We start from the raw sequence: 20,550 nt of genomic DNA on the forward strand, positions 1-20,550 counted from the left end.
CGGCCGTTCCGCCCTGCTCGGCCGTTCCGCCCTCCTCCTCCGCCCCGCCCTCCTCCGCCGCCCCGCGCGGGCCACATCCATCACCCGACCGACAACTCCACCCACCTGGACAAAAAAAGTGTTCGGTGAGACGGTGGGGGCATGTTGGATGTGACCGTCATCGAGGACGCAGAGGCCGCAGCCGTCTCGCTGGACCCGATACGGGCCCGGCTGCTGGCCGAACTGGCCGCCGGACCCGCGTCGGCCGCCATGCTGGCCGGAAAGGTCGGGCTGCCGCGGCAGAAGGTGAACTACCACCTGAAGACGCTGGAGCGGCACGGCCTGGTCGAGCTGGCGGGCGAGCGCCGCAAGGGCAACGTCACCGAGCGGCTGATGCGGGCGACCGCGGCGTCGTACGTCATCTCGCCGCTCGCGCTCGCCGCCGTGCAGCCCGATCCGGACCGCTTCCGCGACCAGCTCTCGGCCCGCTGGCTGCTCGCGCTCGGCGCCCGGCTGGTCCGGGACGTCGGCTCGCTGATCACCGGCGCGACCAAGGCCCGCAAGCGGCTCGCCACGTTCGCGCTCGACGGCGAGGTGACCTTCGCGACCGCCGCCGACCGTGCCGCGTTCATCGAGGAGCTGACACAGGGGGTCGGCGCGCTCATCCGCAAGTACCACGACGGGAACGCGGAGGGCGGACGGGATCACCGGATCGTCGTCGCCGTCCACCCCACGGTCAAACCGGAGTCCGTCACCGATCCCGCCGCGCCGCCCGGCGCCGCTCCCGTCACGGCCGCTTCCTCCGCGACCTCCTCCGCCATCGCCGCCACGGCCCCTGCCCCGATCCCGCCCGCCCAGGGCTGACCCCAGGAGAATCACCGCCATGTCCAAGGAATTCGAGATCGCCCGCGAGTTCGAGGTCGACGCCACCCCGGAGCAGATGTGGGACGCCATCACCACCGGCATCGGTGGCTGGCTGTGGCCGATGGAGTTCGAGCCGCGCCAGGGAGGCAGCGGACCCTTCGGTTCCACACTCACCAACTGGGACCCGCCGCACCGCCTGACCAGCCGGGTCGAGGACGTAGAGGGCATCTCCCAGCAGACCCTCAACCAGATCGACGAGACGATCGAGCCGCGCGACGACGGCCGCCGTTCCTGGATGCGCTATGTGCACAGCGGCATCTTCGTCGAGGACTGGGACAACCAGTACGACGGGGCGAGCCGGCACACGGACTTCTATCTGCACACCCTGCGGGAGTACGTGACGCACTTCGCGGGCCGGCCGGTCGCCTTCGCCACCTTCGACGGACCCGAGGCGTCGATGGCCTCCGACGCCTTCACCGCCGTGGGGCGGGCGCTCGGACTCGCCGACGACACCGAGGCCGGGGCGCGGGTGACGGCCCGCGGACCCGAGGGTCAACTCCTCGACGCCGTACTCGACTTCCGCAACCCCTACTTCATCGGCCTGCGCACCGAGGACCAGTTGCTGCGCTTCTTCGGACGCAACCACTGGGGTGCCCCCGTCGGCATCAGCGTCCACGACTTCGCTGCCGACGCCGACGCCAAGCGCGACGAGACGGCCTGGCGGGGCTGGCTGAACGGCGTGTTCGCCGCCTGAGCGTCCACAGGAAAGAGCCCGGCCCCCCGGACGACGGGGCCGGGCTCTTCCGCACACGGGGTTACGGCCTGAACCTCAGCACCTGCGGGTCGTGGTCGCTGATCTGGTCGGAGAACTCCGAGTTGATGTGCACGCTGTCGTAGTCGACGTCGCAGTCGCGGCGGATCGACGGGCTGACCAGGATCTGGTCGAGGACCTGCTGGTTGCCCTGGTAGTCGTACGTGTAACGCTCGCTCTTCGGCAACGACTTGATCGCCGACCAGAGCTCGCCGTGACCCTCCAGGATCTTCGCGGTGTCCGAGAACTCGAAGTCGTTCAGGTCGCCGAGCGCGATCACGTCGGCGTCCTTCTGGGCCTTCAGGATCTGGTTGACGAAGGTGTTCTCCGCGGTCGCCTGGAGGTGGCGCTGGGTCTCCGAACTGCGCACCGGAGGCTGGTACTGCGCGGTCAGACCCTGGTCGCCGCCCTTGGAGGCGAAGTGGTTGGCGATCACGAAGACCGTCCGGCCGCGGAAGACGAACTCGCCGGCGAGCGGCTTGCGGCTGGTCGTCCAGGCCGTGTTGCCCGGGTCGATCCGGCCCGGGGAGGCGGTCAGCCGCGCCTTGCCGTGCACCTGGGTGACGCCGACGGCGGTCGTCGAGTCGCCGCCCGCGCGGTCCGTGAAGGAGACCCGCTGCGGGTTGAACAGGAACACCTGACGGATGTTGCCGCCCGGCTCGCCGCCGTCCTGGTCGTTGACCGGATCGATGGAACGCCAGTCGTACTTCGGGCCGCCCGCCGCGACGATGGCGTCGATCAGCTTGTTCACCGTCTGGTCGGCGGCGACCGTGCCGTCGTCCGTCGCGCCGTTGTTGTCCTGGATCTCCTCCAGGGACACGATGTCGGGCGACTGCAGGTTGTTCACGATCGCGGCCGCGTGGGCGGCGAAGGTGCCGTCACCCGGGTCGAGGTTCTCCACGTTGTACGTCGCCACCGCCAGCTCGCCGCGCGACTGCCGGCGGGTCGTCTCGCGCTGCAGGCCGCCCTTGTCCAGGGTGCCCAGTCGGTTCGCGACGAGCGTGTAGCCGCCGAACTGGTTGAAGTCGAGCGGGCCCTCGGTGGGGCCGGCGAGCTCGTCACCGACGTTCGCGGCGGGGAAGCCGGCGGTCGGGCCCAGGGACTGGATCTGGAGGCGCCCGGTGTTCTGCGAGGTGTACGCGCCGTAGACGGTGCCACCGCGCCGGCTGGCGTGTTCGTGCGGCTTCACCGTGACCCACAGCTCGCTGTACGGGTCGGTCGCGGTGACCACACGGGTGTCGGAGACCTGGACGTTCATGCCCTCCAGGGACTCGTAGTAGTCCAGGGCGTACTTCTTCGGCTCCAGGGTGAGCGCGTTGACCGAGCCGCTCGCCGCCATGTCACCGGCGGGGCTGTAGGCGTCCGGCACGGAACGGCGGTTGATCACCGTGGCGGCGGGGACCGGGTTGCCGGACGACAGCACCGTGACCACGGCCTTGGTGATCTCCGTCACCGACTGGTTGCCGGTGGCGGCTCCGCCCGGCACGAACTCCGAGACGGTGCCCGAGACCGTGACCGAGTCGCCGGCCGCCACCTTCGGGGTGGAGCTGGTGAAGACGAAGACGCCCTCACTGGTGGCGGGGTCGGCGTCCGGGGTGGGGTCCTGGATCCAGAAGCCCTTGGACGAGCCGTAGGTCCGCACCCCCGTCACCACGCCCGCCACGTCCGTGACCTGTCGGCCCGCGTACGGGGACACCCGGGTGGTGCCCTGGATGTCGTGGATGCGGACGGTGTCCGCGTGGGCCGGTGCGGTGAGCACGACGGCGGAGACGGTGGAACAGACCGCGGCTACGGTCAGCGCGCCGATGCGCGCGGTTCTCTTGCTCGGCAAGGGAATCCCTCCGGGGACTTACATGAGCGCCGGGACGAGGGCGAAGCGGTGGGGGGAACACGACCCGCGTGCGGATCGGTGACGCGCGTAGAAAAATCGGCGAGCCCAACCCCCGTTGAACTTCTACGCGCGTCAATCTCGTGTGTGAGCGGGGGAGTTGTCAAGGTTTCGGTGGTGTCCAGCTCTTGGCAGGGACATGAACCGGGCGGCATGGGTGGAAATCCGTCTAGGCTGAGTCGGGCACGTGGATTTCCGGGGTGACGTCCGGGTGTGCGTGTCCGGGGCCGGGCTCCTGGCCCCGGCGGACTCCCCGCCCTGCCCCGCCTGTCCTCGCCGTCACGTCCACCCCTGTCCGTCATGCTTGTACCGGCCCTGTTCGTCGGGTCCTGTCCGGTCCCGTTCGTCGGGTCCAGATCGTTCGGAGGAGAACCCAGCCGATGTCAGACAGCCCCCCCTTGCCGCCGGTGCGGCTGACGTCCGAAGCGGAGCTGGCGCGGGACGCGCTCGCCACGCCGCTGCTCTCCCGCGCCGCGCGGCTGGCCCGCTGGGTCGGGCCGGACACGCGGGTCGGCGCGGGCGGTGAACTCGTCGAGGAGCAGCTCGCCGGGGCGGCCGACGCGCTCGGGCTGACCGGTGACGACGCCGCGGCCTTCGCCAGTGAGGCCTGGCGGATCGCCGTCGACACCGGACTCGTGGAGATCGTGGACGAGGACGAGGGCACCGTCGCCGCGGGCGCGGACCTCGCCCTGCTCACCTCCGGCGGGCCCCAGGACGTCCTGGGGGTGTGGCTCGTCGCCCTGGAGGCGGTGCTCGCCGACGCGAGCGTGCCCGACCTCGACGAGCTGGCCGGGGCGGTGGAGGACGGCGGGGAGCTCGACCTCTCCTCGCTGGACTGGGACCCCGAGGCCGAGGCCGAGTTCCTGGACGGCGTGCTCGCCAACCTGTACCTGCTGACCGTGAGCGAGGGCGGGGAGGGGCCGGTGCCGCTGCCCGCCCTCGCCGCGTCGATGATCGTGCCCGATGACATGGGAGACCCCAGCAACGACGTGCTGGAGCAGGTCTCGGACGCGATGATGCGGCTCGACGACCAGTTCCGGCTGCTGGAACCGGTCGGACTCGTCGACTTCCAGCCGGTCGACGAGGCGCTGATGACGGACACCGACGAGGAGCCGGCCGGCCCTCTCGACGAGACGGATGTCTCACGGTACGGGATGGTACAGCTGACCCCGCTCGGTCTGTACGGGCTGCGGGCCCGGCTGCTGGAGGCGGGGTTCTCCGTTCCAGCGGTGGGCGACCTGATGGACAAGGGCGCGGACGCGCTGCTGGACGGCACCGGCGTCTTCCCGCCGGCCGCGGCGCAGGCCGAGACCGAGCAGTGGCTCGCGCGACGTGAACCCCTCCCGGCCGCCCGGGAGTTGCTCGCCGCGGCACGCGGTGGTGACGCCGGCGCGCCGCTGCGGCGGCTGCGCTGTCAGCAGGCGCTCTCGCTCGTCGGCATGGAGGCCGAGCCCGCGCTGCGTGACGTCCTCGACGACGCCGAGCTGGGCGGCCTCGCCCGGGTCTGGCTCTCCGAGCACGGCGCCGTCGACGTGCCCCCGCCGTCCGAGGCGATGATCTTCTGGCTCACCATCGACACGGTCGCCGCGCAACTCGCGGCCGAGGGGAACTCCGCGGAGCTGCAGGGACTCGTGGAGGGCCTGGCGCAGCAGCACGGCGGCTTCTTCGCCGCGGCCTGGCGGGTCGACCACCCCGCCACCCCCGACGTCCTGGAGGCGATGGGGCGGCTGCACCCCGACAAGAAGGTCGCCAAGGAAGCCCGCAAGGCCGCGTTCAAGGCACGTTCGCAGCAAGGGGGCTGAGGGCGCCGGCCGGGATCCGCGCGCCGCGTCGGGGAGGGCGGCGCGCGAGGGGGGCGGCTGGGGGCGCTTTGGGCTCCTGTGGCCCAGTCCTTACGGATTCATGGAAGGGAGTCCGGTGAAGTCGCCGGGCGTTCAACTCCCGTTCAGGCCGGGGCGGGACGGTGTGCCCGCAACGCCGTCCGCGGCCCTCCGTAGCCTTCCATGGTCATCCTCACCGTCACAGGAGACACCCATGTCGCTCACCCGCAGGGACTTCGCCAGACGATCCGCGATCACCGGTGCCGGAGTGGCCCTGGCCGGCAGTGTGGGCGCCCTCGCCACCGCCCCGAACGCCCTCGCCTCCACCGACACCGAGAGCGTGGGGGAGGAGTCCCCGGACCGGCACGGCGGTGTGGGCTACGGACCGCTGGTCCCCGACCCCAAGGGCGTACTCGCGCTGCCGGCCGGGTTCTCCTACCGCGTCATCACCTACAGCGGCCGGACCAAGCTGGAATCCGGTGAGTTCACGCCGTCCAACCACGACGGCACGTCCACCTTCGACGGGCCGCGCGGCGCCACCCTCCTCGTCAACAACCACGAGCTCAAGGGCACCCGCGACAACTGGAAGCACCCCGTGCCGCTCACCGAGGGCCTGGTCTACGACCCGGCCGCGTCCGGCGGCTGCACCGTCGTCGAGGTTCGCCACGACAAGGTCGCGGAGTGGGTCGGCATCGCCGGCACCTCCACCAACTGCGCGGGCGGCAACACCCCTTGGGACACCTGGCTCACCTGCGAGGAGACCGAGGACAAGGCCGGCCAGAGCGGCATGACCAAGGACCACGGCTACGTCTTCGAGGTCGACCCCGCCGACCGCCGCCGCAACCGTAACCCCGAGCCGATCAAGGCGCTCGGCCGGTACGCCCACGAGGCCGTCGTCGTCGACGCCAAGCGCGGCCGCCTCTACCTCACCGAGGACGCGGCGACGCCCAACGGCCTGCTGTACCGGTGGACCCCGCCGCAGGGCTTCGAGCACGGCCACGGACAACTGCGCACCCTCGCCGACGACGCGGGCGCCCTGCAGGCCTTCAAGTGCTTCGACTCCGGCGGCCGTTTCGTCGACGACCTCTCCCGCGCCACGAAGATCGGCACCGTGTACGGCGTCGACTGGGTGGACGTCCCCGACCGTGACGCCAGGACGGTCTCCGTGCGCAAGCAGTTCGCGGCCGGTGAGGTCACCCGCGCCCGCAAGCTCGAAGGCATGTGGTGGGGCGACGGCGGCGTCTACATCGTCTCCTCGTACGCCCGCGAGGAGAGCCCCGTCCAGCACGACGGCCAGGTCTGGTTCTACGACCCCAAGCGCCGCACCCTGACCCTGAAGGTCCTGATCGGAGTGAACCCCGACCCGTCCGTGGACGGTGCCTTCGACGGCCCCGACAACATCACGGTCTCCCCGTACGGGGGTCTGGTCATCGCGGAGGACGGCGAAGGCGTCCAGCACCTGTTCGGCGCCACCGACAGCGGCCGTACGTACCCGATCGCCCGCAACGAGCTCAACATCGGCACCGAAGACGAGCCGGCCTACAGCGAGTTCACCGGCGTCACCTTCTCGCCCGACGGCCGGACGCTGTTCGCGAACATCCAGGAGCCCGGAATCATGCTCGCGATCACGGGTCCCTGGAAGCGTCAGAAGCGCGGCTGAACTCCGCGGAAGCGCGGCTGAACGCCGCGCTGTCGCCCGGCCATTAATTCGCTCGCCCGTCCCGCGGCACGCCTCCTAGAGTGATGCACGTCCAGGTGCGAAGGCAGGACCTACTTCCACTACTCATGGGGCGGCCGCGGGTTCGAATCCCGCCACCGGTACGACAGGCCGGTGTAGCTCAGGGGCCAGAGCACCTTGTCGGTTCCGTCGATCCTGAACTCTGGACACCACAACTTCATGCACCTCCCGGTGCGCGGGCCGCGGCTACTTCTCTGCAAAAGAATCCCATGCCGCCGCCGATTCTGATCTCGGGAGGCGCAGCTCATGGTGGGTGCCCGGTGCGCAGGCGACGGCTACTTCATGGGATCGGACGGTTGCGGGTTCGAGTCCCGCCGCCGGCTTCGGCCGGCGTAGCTCAATCGGTAGAGCATCTGACTGGTCCGTCGCCGCCCTCTGAACTCGGGCACCCTCCCTTTGCCGCGCCTCCCTCCGAAACACGACGTCACCGTCGTACCGAGAATTCGGGGGAATTCATCATGGCGCGATTCAACACAAAGGCCGCGAAGACACAGCCCACTTCGCGGGTCACCTCGACCGGCCGCGTCCTGCGGACACATCAGGGCGGCCGCGGACGCGAGCGCGACGCGCGCTCGGAGCTCTTTCTGCTCGCCGTCTCCCACTTCGTCTCGCAGCAGACCTTCTACGAGAGCGGCGCCGACCGCGACGACCGGTTCGCCACGCTGGTGCGCGAGCTCGCCGTCCACGACCCCTCGTGGACGGCCGCCCTGCTCGGCTGGCTGCGCGGCGACGGCAACCTGCGCTCCGCCTCGGTCATGGGCGCCGCCGAGTACGTGAAGGCCCGCCTCGACGCGGGCGCCACCGACGGCCCCGCCAACCGTCAGGTCGTCGCCTCCGTGCTGCGCCGCCCCGACGAGCCCGGCGAGCTGCTCGCCTACTGGACCTCCCGGTACGGCCGCAACGTGCCCAAGCCCGTCAAGCGCGGCATCGCCGACGCCGTACGACGTCTGTACAACGGCAAGTCGCTGCTGAAGTACGACACCGCGTCCAAGGGCTACCGCTTCGGCGACATCCTCAACCTGGTGCACGCGGCGCCCGACCCCGACAAGCCGTGGCAGGGCGAGCTGTTCCGGTACGCCCTGGACCGGCGCCACAACCCCGACACGGCGCTGCCGCCGGCCTCGAACCGCGTGCTCGTCGCGCACCGTGAGCTGATGGCGGTGCCCGTCGCCGAGCGGCGCGCGGTCGTGACGGCTCCGGACGGTGCCGAGCGGCTCGCGGCGGCGGGCCTCACCTGGGAGGCGCTGGCGGGCTGGCTGCAGGGTCCGATGGACAAGGCGGCCTGGGAGGCCGTGATCCCGTCCATGGGCACGATGGCGCTCGTACGGAACCTGCGCAACTTCGACGAGGCGGGTGTCGGCGACGACGTGGCGGCCCGGGTCGCGGCGCGGATCAGCGACCCGGCGGAGGTGGCACGTTCGCGCCAGTTCCCCTTCCGCTACCTGGCCGCCTACCAGCACGCGCCCTCGCTGCGCTGGTCGTACCCGCTGGAGCGGGCGCTCGGGCACTCGCTGGCCAACGTGCCGGCGCTGCCCGGACGCACGCTCGTGCTCGTCGACCGGTCCGGCTCGATGTTCTTCTCCCGGCTGTCGGACCGCTCGGAGCTCAACCGGGCCGACGCGGCGGCGGTCTTCGGCACGGCGCTCGCGCTGCGTGCCGCGGACGCGGACCTCGTCCAGTTCGGCACCAGCAGCGACCGGGTGCGGTACCGCGGCGGAGAGTCGGTGCTGAAGGTGCTGGAGCGCTTCGGCGACCTCGGTGGCACGAACACCAGCGAGGCGGTCCGGGCGCACTACCGGGGGCACGACCGGGTGCTCATCGTCACGGACGAGCAGGCCGCGTACAGCCACCACGGCGATCCGACCGAGCAGGTCCCGGCGCACGTACCGGTCTACACCTGGAACCTCGCCGGTTACCGGGCCGGTCACGGTCCGTCCGGCAAGGACAACCGGCACACGTTCGGGGGCCTGTCGGACACGGCGTTCCGGATGGTCTCCCTGCTCGAGTCCGGCAGGGAAGGGCTCTGGCCGTGGATGAGTGAATGAGTGCGGGGCCGCCGGGGAAGTCATCGGGCGACGCGGTGACTTCCCGGGTGCGGGTGCGGGTGCGGGTGCGGGCGGCGCGGGCGGCGCGGGCGCGGGCTGGGCCGGCCGGGGTGCGTGAGCGGGCGCGGTGGAGTGGAGAGGCGCTCGGCTTCATGTCCCTTTCCTCGCGCGAGCCGGGCTGCGACATCCTGGTCTCGATCGGCGGGGTGCAGTCCGACCACACCCGTCAGGTCGGGCCGGAGCCGGGCTGAAGTGCGTTCTCGTGCGGGAGAGCCGGGTCCAGTGGCCGGACTCCGTGGATGACAGGGTCGGGAACATCCTGATCAGCCGCCCGGTCGGCGCGGGCGTACGGCTGGTGCGGGCGGGGTTCGGGACCGTGCTTCGAGTGTGCCGGGTGGACATGGGATGCTCCCTGTCTGTGTCCCCGGTGCGTGGCGTGCGGGCAGCGCGGACTGCCCGCGAGGGTGCCCCCGGTTGGCAAGGAGTAACTGAATGGCGCAGGTCAAGCCGATGCGGGCGGATGCGCGGCGGAACTACGAGCGGCTGATCGAGGAGGCCGCCGTGGTGTTTGCCGAGCACGGGGAGGGGGCGTCCCTCGACGACATCGCCAAGCGGGCCGGGGTGGGCTCCGGGACCCTGTACCGGCACTTCCCCACCCGGCAGGCGCTCCTGGAGGCCGTCTACGTCGACAGCATCGAGGCGATCGCTGTCCGCGCGGACGAGATCGCCGCGGAACTCCCGCCCGGCGAGGCCCTGGTCGAGTGGCTCAACGAACTGAGCGGGATGATGATCCACGTCCGCTGTCTCAAGACGCTGCTCGGATCGGCCGTCTCGGACGGGAGCGGCGCGGTGACGACCGCGTGCGGGACGTCCGTGAAGGGTGCGGCCGAACGGCTGGTCGAGGCGGCTCAGCGGGAGGGCACGCTGCGGGCGGACGTGGAGCCGATCGAGGTGCTGCGGCTGGCGCACGGGGTTGCCACGGCGTCGGAGCTGGCGGACGGCCAGGGGAAGCACATCCGGCGGTATCTGTCGCTGCTGACGGAGGGGCTGCGGGCCTAGGGCCGGGTGGGGCACAGCGCCGGGGTGGGGCGGAGGGCCGGGGTGGGGGGGGCGGAGCGCCGGGTGGGGCGGAGCGCTGGGGGGTGGGTCGGGGCCGTGCCGGTGCATCGAGCCCGTCGCCGCTGGATCAGACGTTGCCCTGGAGGGGCTGTTTCCAGATCCGGGCGTAAGCGACGGGCTTGCGATGCACCGGCACGGCTCCTTCCGTGCGGGGCGGCCGCGGGGCGGTGGGTCCGTTGGTGCCCGTGGCCCCCGCGGACGGAAGGTCAGAGCGCCTGGGCCGCCGGCTTCACCATGCCGCGGACCGTGCGGGACTTCACGAAGTCGCCCATGGCCGTCATCTCCCATTCGCCGGAGAACTGCTTGATCAGCTTGGCCATCATCACGCCGGTCTGGGCCTCGGCGTTGGTGAGGTCGAAGCGGACCAGTTCCTCGCCGCTGGCCGCGTCGATCAGCCGGCAGTAGGCCTTGGCGACCTCGGTGAACTTCTGGCCCGAGAAGGAGTTGACCGTGAAGACCAGGCCGGTGACCTCCTGCGGCAGCCGGCCGAGGTCGACGACGATCACCTCGTCGTCACCGCCGCCCTCGCCCGTGAGGTTGTCGCCGGAGTGCTTGATCGCGCCGTTCACGATGGAGAGCTTGCCGAAGTAGCAGCTGTCGATGTGGTTGCGCTGCGGGCCGTAGGCGATGACCGAGGCGTCCAGGTCGATGTCCTTGCCGCGGTACGCCGGCTCCCAGCCGAGGCCCATCTTGACCTGGGAGAGCAGCGGGCGGCCGCCCTTGACCAGGGAGACGGTCTGGTTCTTCTGGAGGCTCACCCGGCCCTTGTCGAGGTTGATCTTTCCGGAGGGCGGGGCGGAGGGCGGGGTGGGGGGTGTGGGAGGAGCGGGGGGTGCGGGGGGAGCTGCCTGCGTGGACGGTGTCACGGGGGTGACGGGGGTGACGGGCACGGGGGTGACGGGGGTCTGCATCGGGGGAGCGGCGGGGGCCGGCTCCTCCACCGTGACGCCGAAGTCCGTGGCGATGCCCGCCAGGCCGTTCGCGTATCCCTGGCCGACCGCGCGGGCCTTCCAGGCGCCGTTGCGGAGGTAGACCTCGACGATCACCAGGGCCGTTTCGGTGCCGAGCTGGGGCGGGGTGAAACTGGCCAGTACGGCGTTGTCGTCGGCGTTGCGGATGGTGGCCGTGGGCTCGATGCCCTGGAAGGTCTGGCCGGCGGCGTCCGGGCTCGCGGTGACGACGATCTTCTCGATACCCGGGGGGACCGCGGTCGTGTCGACCGTGATCGCGTCCGGGGAGGTGCCGCCGCCCGAGCGGTACGTCACGCCGGGGCCGGTGGGCTGGTTGTAGAAGATGAAGTCGTCGTCGGAGCGCACCTTGCCGTCGGCGGTGAGCAGCAGGCCCGACACGTCGAGCCGCACCGGAGCGGCGACGTCCACCGTCACGCGGGTGACGGGGAGAGGGATGTTCGAGCCAGGGGTCATAGCTGTCATGACTGGGGTAACGACCGGGGGCGCTTTACCGTTCCCTTACCCAAGGGTGAGATGCCGGAGGTGGGTGGGGGCCGGTAGGGGGGGGCTTTTTCGCCCCTGCCGCCCCTGCCCGACCCGTCCCGTACCTGGGGGCTCCGCCCCCAGACCCCCGTATCGGCCTGAACGGCCTTGTCCCCAAACGCCGGACGGGCTGATGGTGGGGGATGGTGGGGGCCTGGGCTGCGGATTTTCAGCCCGTCCGGCGTTTGAGGACGAGCCCCTCGGGTGAACGGGGGTCCAGGGGGGGCGCAGCGCCCCTGGCGGGGTTTGGGGGCGGAGCCCCAGGTACGGGTCGGGTCGGGTCGGCGGGGGCGAGGAACCCCTACGGGACCACGACGATCTTGCGGCCCACGCCCGCCGCGAACTGTTCCAGCGCCTGGGGATAGTCCGCCAGTGGGATGCGGTCACTGATGAAGACGTCCGGATCGAGGACACCCCCGGCAAAGAGTTCCGCCGCACGTTCGAAGCTGTGCAGGACGGCCATGGAACCGGTGATGGTGATCTCCTGGTTGTAGATGCGGTAGGGGTCGATCGAGACCCGCGTCGCGTAGTCGGCGACACCGAACTGGAGGAAGGTGCCGGCCTTGGCGACCCGGTCCAGGCCGTCCTGGATCGCCGCCGCGTTCCCCGTGGCGTCGATCACCACGTCCCACCCCCGCGGCCGGTCCAGCTCGTCCGCGTTCGCCGCCGAGGCGGACGCCCCCAGCAGCCGGGCGGTGGCGAGCCGCTGGGCGTTCACGTCCACGACGTCCACGCACGCCGCCCCCGTCCGCTTCGCCAGCTCCAGCATCATCAGGCCCATCGTCCCGGAGCCGTAGATCAGGACATGGGCCCCCAGCCGGGAGTTCAGCACGTCGTAGCCGCGTACCGCGCAGGAGAGCGGTTCGACGAGTGCCGCGTCCTGGGTGCGGACGTGATCGGGGAGCTTGACGCAGTTGGCCACCGGGGCGGTCGCGTACTGCGCCGCGCCGCCCGCCGTCGTGACACCGATCGCGGCCCAGCGCTCGCAGAGGTTGTTGTGGCCCGTACGGCAGTACCGGCACTCGTGGCAGTAGAGCGACGGGTCCACCGCCACCCGGTCGCCGACCGAGACCTCCGTGACCTGGGTGCCCACGCCGACCACCGTGCCGGCGAACTCGTGGCCCGGCACGATCGGCAGCTTCGGCGCGAACTCGCCCTGGAGGATGTGCAGGTCCGTGCCGCACAGCCCGCACGCCGCGACCTCGACGACGACGTCGCGCGGGCCGGGCGTAGGGTCCGGGACCTCGGTGACGACGGCGCGGCCCACGGACTCGATGACGGCGGCCTTCATTTCACGGCTCCCAGTGACAGGCCCTGGACCAGTTTGTCCTGGGCGGCGAACCCCGCGGCGAGCACCGGCAGGGAGATGACCAGCGACGCGGCGCACACCTTGGCCAGGAAGAGGCCCTGGCTGGTGATGAAGCCGGTCAGGAAGACGGGGGCGGTCTCCGCGACCACGCCCGTCAGGACCCGGGCGAACAGCAGTTCGTTCCAGCTGAAGATGAAGCAGATGAGGGCCGTGGCGGCGATGCCCGGAAGGGCGATGGGGGCCACGACCCGCGCCAGGATCGTGGGCAGCCGCGCGCCGTCGATCTGCGCCGCCTCGATCACCGCGACCGGCACCTCGGCGAGGAACGACTGCATCATCCACACCGCGATCGGCAGGTTCATCGAGGTGTAGAGGATGACGAGGAGCCAGATGTTGTCGAGCATCCCGGCGTTCTTGGCGAACAGGTAGATGGGCAGCAGGCCCGCCACCACCGGCAGCATCTTCGTCGACAGGAAGAAGAACAGGACGTCCGTCCACTTCCTCACCGGCCGGACCGAGAGCGCGTACGCCGCGGGGAGGGCGAGGAGGAGGACGCAGAGGGTGGAGACCACGGACGCCACCAGCGAGTTGGCCAGCGCCGGCCAGGGGCTCGCGCCACCGCCCGAGCCGAAGAAGTCGCGGTAACCGTCGAGGGTGAGGGCGGCGCCGAAGGACGGCGGGTTGGTCGCCGCGTCCGCCTCCGAGTGGAACGACGTCAGCGCCATCCAGGCGATGGGCAGGAAGAACAGCACACCCAGTACCCAGGCCAGCAGGCCCAGGCCCGTTCCCCGGGCGCGCCGGGGACGTACGCGGATCGTGGTGGTGCTCATGCGCGGGACACCTCCTCGCGGAACAGGGACGAGACCACGCGCAGCGCGAAGGTCGCGATGATGATCGAACCGATGACGACCAGGACCCCGGCGGCCGAGGCCAGACCGTTCTCATGGGCCTGGTAGAAGCTCTGGTAGACGGTGTAGGGCAGGTTGGCGGTGCCGAGGCCGCCGGAGGTGATCGTGAAGACGGCGTCGAAGTTCTGCACGATGTAGATCGAGCCCAGCAGGGCGCCGAGTTCGAGGTAGCGGCGCAGGTGCGGGAGCGTGAGGTGGCGGAAGACCTGCCAGTCGCTCGCGCCGTCCACCCGGGCGGCCTCGATCTGCTGCTGGTCGCGGCTCTGCAGGCCGGCCAGCAGGATCAGCATCATGAAGGGCGTCCACTGCCAGACGAGGGAGGCCTCGACCGCCAGCAGGGGGGTGTTGGAGATCCAGTCCGGCTGGGGGCCGCCCACATAGTGCAGCAGCCCGTTGAGAAGGCCGTACTCGGGGTTGTAGAGCACATGCTTCCAGAGCAGGGCGGCGGCGACCGGGACCACCAGGAACGGCGCGATCAGGAGCGTGCGGACCACCCCCCGCCCCCGGAACCTGCGGTCCAGGAGCAGCGCGAGGGCGAGGCCGAGGACCAGGCTGACCAGGACCACGGCCGCCGTCAGGAGGATCGTCGTCCAGACCGAGTGGCGCAGGTCCGCATCGGTGAGCACGTCCGAGTAGTTGGACAGGCCGGTGAAGTGGCGGGCCTTCGGGTAGAGGGAGTTCCAGTCGAAGAAGGAGATCACCAGTGTGGCCACGAACGGGAGCTGGGTCACGGCGATCATGAAGATCAGGGCGGGGAGCAGCGGGGCGCGGGTGGCCCAGGCGCGCAGGCGGCCGGAGGGTGGCCGGGCGGCGCGGACGGGAGTGGTGGCCAGGGGGGCTGTCGTCGTGGCGGTCATCGTCCCTCGTACTCCTTGGAGATCTTCTCGGCGAGTTTCTGGGACTTCTTCAGGGCCGAGTCGACGGACTGGCGCCCGGCGATGGCCGCGCTGATCTCCTGAGAGACCTTGGTGCCGAGATCGGTGAACTCGGGGATGCCGACGAACTGGATGCCGGGCGCGGGGCGCGGCTGCACCCCGGGGTCGCGGGGGCGGGCGCCTTCGATGGCCGCGCGGGTCATCTCCTGGAAGGCCGAGGCCTCTTTGGTGTACGCGGCGTTGGTGTAGGTCGAGGCGCGTTTGCCGGCCGGCACGTTGGACCAGCCGATGGTGTCGCCGACCAGCTGCTCGTACTGCTTGCTCGAGGCCCAGGAGATGAACTTCCAGGCCTTGTCGGAGTTGTGGGAGGCCTTCTGCAGGCCCCAGGCCCAGGTGTAGAGCCAGCCGGACGACGCGGTCTTCTCCACGGGCGCCGGTACGTAGCCCATCTTGCCCTTGACAGGGGAGTCGGACGCCTCCAGGGAACCGGCCGCGGAGGTGGCGTCGTACCACATGGCGACCTTGCCCTGGGTGATGTTGTTCAGACACTCGGCGAAGCCGGACTGGGCGGCGCCGGACTCGCCGTGCTCGCGGACGAGGTCCACGTAGAACTTCGTCGCCTTCACGAACTCGGGGGAGTCGAGGTGCGCCTTCCAGTCCTTGTCGAACCAGGTGCCGCCGAAGGTGTTCACGACGGTCGTCAGCGGGGCCATCAGCTCGCCCCAGCCGGGCAGGCCGCGCAGGCAGATGCCCTTCATGCCGGACCGGGCGCCGTCGGCCTCGGCGGCCAGCTGTCCCACCTGGTCCCAGGTGGGATGCGGGGGCATGGTCAGGCCCTTCGCGGCGAACACGTCCTTGCGGTACATCAGGAAGGACGACTCGCCGTAGAAGGGCTGCCCGTAGAGCTTGCCGTCGTCGGCCGTCAGGGACTGCCGCATGGGCGCGAGGATGTCCTGCTCGTCGTAGCCGCTGTCCTGGCGGACGTAGGAGTCCATCTCGTGCAGCCAGCCGTTCCTGGCGTAGATCGGTATCTCGTAGTTGGACAGGGTGGCCACGTCGTACTGGCCCGCCTGGTTGGCGAAGTCCTGGCTGATCTTGTCGCGGACATCGTTCTCCGGCAGCACGGTGAAGTTCACCTTGATGCCGGTCTCCTTGGTGAAGTGGGCCTTGGTGAGTTTCTGCAGCTCCACCATCTGTGGGTTGTTGACCATCAGGACGTTGACGGAGTCGCCTCCGGAGCCCGCCCCGCCCGCTCCGGTCCAACACCCGGAGAGCAGCGGGGTGAGCAGCGTCCCTGCGGCGACCGCGGCGAACAGCGCGCGCGGCCTCCGTCGGCTCGGGGTTCGCATGGATCACTCCTGGACTTATAGGGAGATATGGGGCACTACCGGGTGTGGGGGCCCTGGGAGGGTGACTGAGGATTTTCAGACGCGTATGACCTGGGGTCCGTGCAGTGAGTAGCGGTGGGCCTCGGCCGTCGGCAGCAGGGTGCTCGTGACGATCGTCTCCAGGGCGGTGATCTCCGCGAAGCGGCAGAAGCTGACCGCCCCGAACTTGGTGTGCACCCCGGCGAAGACCGTGCGCCTGGAGGCCCTGATCGCCTGGGCCTTGACCTCGCTGACCGCCGGGTCGGGAGTGGTGAGGCCGTGTTCCCGGGAGATGCCGTTGGCGCCGATGTAGGCCAGGTCGATGACGAAGCCGGCGAGCATCTTCGTCGTCCAGTGGTCCACGGTGGCGAGGGTGCCGGGGCGAACCCGGCCGCCGAGCAGCAGGACGCTGGTGTTGTCCGCCTCGGCGAGCGCGCCCGCCGTGGCGAGGGAGGCGGTGACCACGGTCAGCGGCCGGTCGTGGGGCAGGGCCTCGGCGATGAGCTGTGGGGTGAAGCCCTCGTCGACGAAGACCGTCTCGGCGTCCCCGAGCAGTTCGGCCGCGGCGGCCGCGATCCGCCGTTTCTCGGGTACGTGGCTGGTGGCGCGGAAGGCGAGTGTCGTCTCGAATCCGGCGCTCTCGACGGGATAGGCGCCGCCGTGGGTGCGGCGTACCAGACCGTGGTCCTCCAGGGCGCGCAGGTCGCGTCGTACGGTCTCCTTGGCGACGCCCAGTTCGGCGGCGAGCGCGGTGACGTCGACCGAACCCGTACGGCGGGCGGCTCGGACGATCTCCCGCTGACGTTCTTCCGCGCTCATGGCCGGCACCCGCTTCCCGCGTCCTGTCCTCGCTGCCCGTTCGGGCCCGGTCGGGCCTTGGAGGAAGTTCTACAGCGGGCGCGCGGCACTGACCAGGCCTGTTGCGCGCCCGATGATGCCCGGCTGTGCCCGTTCGGCGGCACGGGGGAGCGCGTCGGACCTGGGGCGGAGCCGGTGCGGGGGTGGGATCGGGCAGGGTTCGTGCCCGAACGCGGCAGCGGGCGGGCCCGTTCGGTGCCCGCCCGCCGTGTCGTGCCCGTGCGGGGCCGTCAGTACGGCCAGATCGGCGGGTGCGTGGTGAAGTGGCCGCCCAGGTGGGCGTGGTCCGGATTGTCCGGGTCGAGCTCGCCCTGCTCGGCGATGAGCTTCTCGGCGTACGGCTCGGAGTCGTCCTGCGGCTCGTAGCCCAGCGCCCGTGCCGTCGACAGGTCCCACCACAGGCGGGTGTTGGCGGACGAGCCGTAGACGACCGTGTGGCCCACGTTCTCGGCGGTGAGCGCCGCGTGGAAGAGGCGGGCGCCGTCCCCGGGGCTCATCCAGACGGAGAGCATGCGCACGCTTGTGGGCTCCGCGAAGCAGGAGCCGATGCGGACCGAGACCGTCTCCAGGCCGTGCTTGTCCCAGTAGAACTGGGCCAGATCCTCGCCGAAGGACTTCGACAGGCCGTAGAAGGTGTCCGGCCGGCGGGGGGTGTCGACGGGGATCAGGGAGTCCTGGCCGAACGGGGCGTCGCCCGGCGGGCGCGGGGTGAAGCCGACCGCGTGGTTGGAGGAGGCGAAGACGACACGCCGTACGCCTTCCTCGCGCGCCGCCTCGTACAGGTTGTGGGTCCCCTCGATGTTCGCCTTGAGGATCTTGTCGAAGGAGGCTTCCAGGGAGATGCCGGCGAGGTGGATGATCGCGTCGACACCGCGCACCGCCTCGCGCAGCGCGGCCCGGTCGGCCAGGTCCGCGGTGATCGCGTCCGGCTCGCCCTCGACCGGGAGCAGATCGAGCAGGCGCAGCCGGTGGCCGTGCTCCGGCAGCAGTCCGCGCATCAGGGTGCCGAGTCCGCCGGCGGCGCCGGTGAGCAGAACGGTGCGGGGAGCGGGCATGCGGTTCTCTCCTCAGGGCCGCACGGGCGACCGTATGCTTGTACGACATTCACATCCATGGACACGCTAGGGATCGCCCGCCCGTCGAGTCAAGTGTCGCGCGGAGGCGGTCAATCCGCTGCCGTGTTGCGGGTTTGCGCGCTTGACCGGCCCCGAGGTCGCGCTTTAGCGTGGTCGCGTTCAGAAATATGGACATGGATCAGAAACATGCACCCGCTGTTGTGTGCGTGAGCACCTGCCTCAGGGAGAGTCCGTGACGTCAGCCCCCCTTGCCGCTCGGCTCAGCATCCCCAGCGGGCCGCTGTTCTTCCCCGTCACGGCGTACGGCCCCGACGGCGCCCTCGCTCTCGACGTCTACCGCGAGCACGTACGGCGCGGCGTCGAAGCCGGGGCCGCCGCGGTCTTCGCCTGCTGCGGCACCGGCGAGTTCCACGCGCTCGCGCCCGAGGAGTTCCAGGAGTGCGTGCGGGCCGCCGTGGAGGAGACGGCGGGACGGGTGCCGGTCGTCGCGGGCGCGGGGTACGGGACCGCGCTCGCCGTACGGTTCGCGCGCCTCGCCGAGGAGGCCGGCGCCGACGGGCTGCTCGCGATGCCGCCGTACCTCGTGGTCGCGGGACAGGAGGGGCTGCTGCGCCACTACCGGGAACTGGCCGCCGCCACCTCGCTGGACATCGTGGTGTACCAGCGCGACAACGCCGTGTTCACACCCGAGACCGTGGTCGAACTGGCCCGCACCGAGGGGATCATCGGCTTCAAGGACGGGCTGGGCGACCTGGACCTGATGCAGCGGATCGTCAGCGCGGTGCGCACCGAGGCCCCCGGGGACTTCCTCTACTTCAACGGGCTGCCCACCGCCGAACTGACGGGGCTCGCGTACCGCGGCATCGGCATCACGCTGTACTCGTCCGCGGTGTTCTGCTTCGCGCCCGAGATCGCGCTGGCCTTCCACGCCGCGCTGAACGCCGGGGCGGACGACATGGTGAACCGCCTGCTGGACGGGTTCTACCGGCCGTTCGTCGATCTGCGGGCGCAGGGGCGTGGCTACGCCGTGTCGCTGGTCAAGGCGGGGGTGCGGCTGCGCGGCCTGGACGTGGGGGAGGTACGGCCGCCGCTGCACGAGCCGGCCGAGGACCACGTGAAGCGGCTCGCCGAGCTGGTCGAGCGCGGGTACGCGCTGCTGGAGCTGGCCGAGGGGGAGAGCCTGTGAAGGCGTCGGCCTTCGTCTATCCGTGGGACGTCGTCGGGGACCCGGAGGCGGCCGGGCGGATCGCCGCGCTCGGGGTGCGGCAGGCGACGCTCGCCTCCGCGTACCACTCGACCCGTGCGCTGACCCCTCGTCACCCCCGGCACCGCATCGTGACGGCGGCGCACGCGGCCGTCCTGTACCCGGTGGACGGCGCGCGCTGGGCCGGACGCGCGCTGCGGCCCCACGAGGCCGGGGACTGGGCGCCCGGGGACGCGTACGGGACGGCCGCCGCCGCGCTCGCCGAGGCCGGGCTCGACGTCCACACCTGGGTGGTCCTCGCGCACAACTCCCGCCTGGGGGCCGAGCATCCGGACACGTCCGTCGTCAACGCGTACGGCGACCGGTACGGGTGGGCGCCGTGCGTCGCGCAGGCCGGCACCCGGGAGTACCTCGTCGACCTCGCGGTGGAGGCGGCGGTGCGGCCCGGGGCGCGGGGCACCGAGCTGGAGTCGCTCGGGTGGTACGGGATGGCGCATCTGCACGCGCACGACAAGATCGGCGGGGTGGGACTCGGCGACGCCGGGCAGTACCTGATGTCCCTGTGCTTCTGCCCGGCGTGCCGGGACGGGTACGCGGGGCACGGGCTCGACGCCGGGGAGGCGGCGGCCACCGTCCGGGAGGCCCTGGAACCCGTGTGGCGCGGGGCCGTGCCGTCGGACGGGGGCTGGCCGGCGATCGAGAAGCTGCTCGGGAGCGAGGTGGCGGGCGCCACGCGCGCGTGGCGCGACGGGGTGGCCCGCTCGCTCCAGGAGACCACGGTCGCGGCGGTACGGGCGGCCGCGCCCGACGGGTTCCAGGTGCTGCTGCACGCCGATCCCTTCTCGTTCCACTGCGGGGCGAACGCCGGGGTCGATCCCGCGCACATCCTCTCCGTGGCGGACGGCGTGGTGGTGCCGTGCACCGGCGGCACGGAACTGCTGGCACCGTTCGCGCGGCAGGGACGGGACACGGCGGTACTGGCCGCCAACTTCACGGTCGTGTCGGGCATGGGAGGCAGTCCGGGCACCCTCGCGGACGACGCGGCGCGGGCGGCTTCGCTCGGAGCGGGGGAGCTGCGGCTGTATCACGCGGGATTGGCCTCGGACGGGGACCTGGACGCGGTGAGGGCGGTACTGACGGCCGGGTCCTGAGGTGGTCCTCCGAGCGCGGCCGGATGGGGGCCGGTCGCGCGGTTC

Annotated in this window: 16 protein-coding genes and 1 pseudogene; 9 read left to right on the forward strand and 8 right to left on the reverse strand. The window is 71.2% G+C overall.

Annotated features, from left to right (window positions below; translation table 11 throughout):
* The first annotated feature begins 141 nt into the window (after positions 1–141).
* Together ACFVTC_RS06210 and ACFVTC_RS06215 are read left to right on the forward strand one after the other, a co-directional pair.
* Positions 142–843 carry an ArsR/SmtB family transcription factor gene (locus ACFVTC_RS06210; RefSeq protein ID WP_390124432.1) on the forward strand — a complete coding sequence of 234 codons (702 nt, stop codon included), beginning with the start codon at positions 142–144 and terminating at the stop codon, positions 841–843.
* 19 nt (positions 844–862) lie between these two features.
* Positions 863–1,597, forward strand: a complete 735-nt coding sequence (locus ACFVTC_RS06215; RefSeq protein WP_390124434.1) for an SRPBCC domain-containing protein — start codon at positions 863–865, stop codon at positions 1,595–1,597.
* Between the two features lie 61 nt (positions 1,598–1,658).
* Here the strand turns inward: ACFVTC_RS06215 and ACFVTC_RS06220 are convergent, their stop codons facing one another.
* Positions 1,659–3,485, reverse strand: coding sequence for an endonuclease/exonuclease/phosphatase family protein (locus ACFVTC_RS06220; protein WP_390124436.1), 1,827 nt, complete (start codon positions 3,483–3,485; stop codon positions 1,659–1,661).
* A 437-nt stretch (positions 3,486–3,922) separates the two neighbouring features.
* On the opposite strand from ACFVTC_RS06220, the gene ACFVTC_RS06225 reads away from it, so the two are divergent.
* The 5 genes and pseudogenes from ACFVTC_RS06225 to ACFVTC_RS06245 all read left to right on the forward strand — a co-directional run bounded on the left by ACFVTC_RS06225 (position 3,923) and on the right by ACFVTC_RS06245 (position 10,204).
* Positions 3,923–5,344, forward strand: coding sequence for a hypothetical protein (locus ACFVTC_RS06225; RefSeq protein ID WP_390124438.1), 1,422 nt, complete (start codon positions 3,923–3,925; stop codon positions 5,342–5,344).
* Between the two features lie 232 nt (positions 5,345–5,576).
* The gene (locus tag ACFVTC_RS06230) at positions 5,577–7,022 is read left to right on the forward strand and encodes an alkaline phosphatase PhoX (protein WP_390124440.1); all 1,446 of its coding nucleotides are present in this window, start codon (positions 5,577–5,579) and stop codon (positions 7,020–7,022) included.
* A 536-nt stretch (positions 7,023–7,558) separates the two neighbouring features.
* Positions 7,559–9,145, forward strand: coding sequence for a TROVE domain-containing protein (locus ACFVTC_RS06235; protein ID WP_390124442.1), 1,587 nt, complete (start codon positions 7,559–7,561; stop codon positions 9,143–9,145).
* Between the two features lie 173 nt (positions 9,146–9,318).
* A pseudogene (locus tag ACFVTC_RS06240) lies at positions 9,319–9,518 on the forward strand (aminocyclopropane-1-carboxylate deaminase/D-cysteine desulfhydrase family protein); the annotation flags it as partial.
* Between the two features lie 119 nt (positions 9,519–9,637).
* Positions 9,638–10,204 (forward strand): TetR/AcrR family transcriptional regulator, encoded by a 567-nt coding sequence (locus tag ACFVTC_RS06245; RefSeq protein ID WP_390124444.1) that lies wholly within the window; start codon positions 9,638–9,640, stop codon positions 10,202–10,204.
* A gap of 266 nt (positions 10,205–10,470) precedes the next feature.
* Here ACFVTC_RS06245 and ACFVTC_RS06250 read toward each other — a convergent pair whose 3' ends face one another.
* The 7 genes from ACFVTC_RS06250 to ACFVTC_RS06280 form a co-directional block, all read right to left on the reverse strand.
* Positions 10,471–11,688, reverse strand: coding sequence for a TerD family protein (locus ACFVTC_RS06250; RefSeq protein WP_390124722.1), 1,218 nt, complete (start codon positions 11,686–11,688; stop codon positions 10,471–10,473).
* Positions 11,689–12,058: 370 nt separating this feature from the next.
* Complete coding sequence (locus tag ACFVTC_RS06255) at positions 12,059–13,048, reverse strand: zinc-dependent alcohol dehydrogenase family protein (RefSeq protein ID WP_390124447.1); 990 nt, start codon at positions 13,046–13,048, stop codon at positions 12,059–12,061.
* Positions 13,045–13,896 carry a carbohydrate ABC transporter permease gene (locus ACFVTC_RS06260; RefSeq protein ID WP_390124449.1) on the reverse strand — a complete coding sequence of 284 codons (852 nt, stop codon included), beginning with the start codon at positions 13,894–13,896 and terminating at the stop codon, positions 13,045–13,047. Before ACFVTC_RS06260 ends, ACFVTC_RS06255 begins: the two co-directional genes overlap by 4 nt.
* Positions 13,893–14,831 carry a carbohydrate ABC transporter permease gene (locus ACFVTC_RS06265; RefSeq protein WP_390124451.1) on the reverse strand — a complete coding sequence of 313 codons (939 nt, stop codon included), beginning with the start codon at positions 14,829–14,831 and terminating at the stop codon, positions 13,893–13,895. Before ACFVTC_RS06265 ends, ACFVTC_RS06260 begins: the two co-directional genes overlap by 4 nt.
* Positions 14,828–16,198, reverse strand: coding sequence for an ABC transporter substrate-binding protein (locus tag ACFVTC_RS06270; RefSeq protein ID WP_390124453.1), 1,371 nt, complete (start codon positions 16,196–16,198; stop codon positions 14,828–14,830). Before ACFVTC_RS06270 ends, ACFVTC_RS06265 begins: the two co-directional genes overlap by 4 nt.
* A 75-nt stretch (positions 16,199–16,273) precedes the next feature.
* Positions 16,274–17,035 carry a DeoR/GlpR family DNA-binding transcription regulator gene (locus tag ACFVTC_RS06275; RefSeq protein ID WP_390124456.1) on the reverse strand — a complete coding sequence of 254 codons (762 nt, stop codon included), beginning with the start codon at positions 17,033–17,035 and terminating at the stop codon, positions 16,274–16,276.
* 269 nt (positions 17,036–17,304) lie between these two features.
* The gene (locus ACFVTC_RS06280) at positions 17,305–18,129 is read right to left on the reverse strand and encodes an NAD-dependent epimerase/dehydratase family protein (RefSeq protein WP_390124458.1); all 825 of its coding nucleotides are present in this window, start codon (positions 18,127–18,129) and stop codon (positions 17,305–17,307) included.
* A 253-nt stretch (positions 18,130–18,382) separates the two neighbouring features.
* Here ACFVTC_RS06280 and ACFVTC_RS06285 point away from each other — a divergent pair, with 253 nt between their 5' ends.
* Both ACFVTC_RS06285 and ACFVTC_RS06290 read left to right on the forward strand, forming a co-directional pair.
* Positions 18,383–19,336, forward strand: coding sequence for a 5-dehydro-4-deoxyglucarate dehydratase (locus tag ACFVTC_RS06285; RefSeq protein ID WP_390124460.1), 954 nt, complete (start codon positions 18,383–18,385; stop codon positions 19,334–19,336).
* Positions 19,333–20,505, forward strand: coding sequence for a hypothetical protein (locus tag ACFVTC_RS06290; RefSeq protein WP_390124463.1), 1,173 nt, complete (start codon positions 19,333–19,335; stop codon positions 20,503–20,505). The genes ACFVTC_RS06285 and ACFVTC_RS06290 overlap by 4 nt, the downstream gene beginning before the upstream one ends.
* Positions 20,506–20,550: the final 45 nt, after the last annotated feature.

The organism is Streptomyces sp. NPDC057950 (assembly GCF_042887295.1).
Lineage (GTDB): Bacteria > Actinomycetota > Actinomycetes > Streptomycetales > Streptomycetaceae > Streptomyces > Streptomyces kaempferi.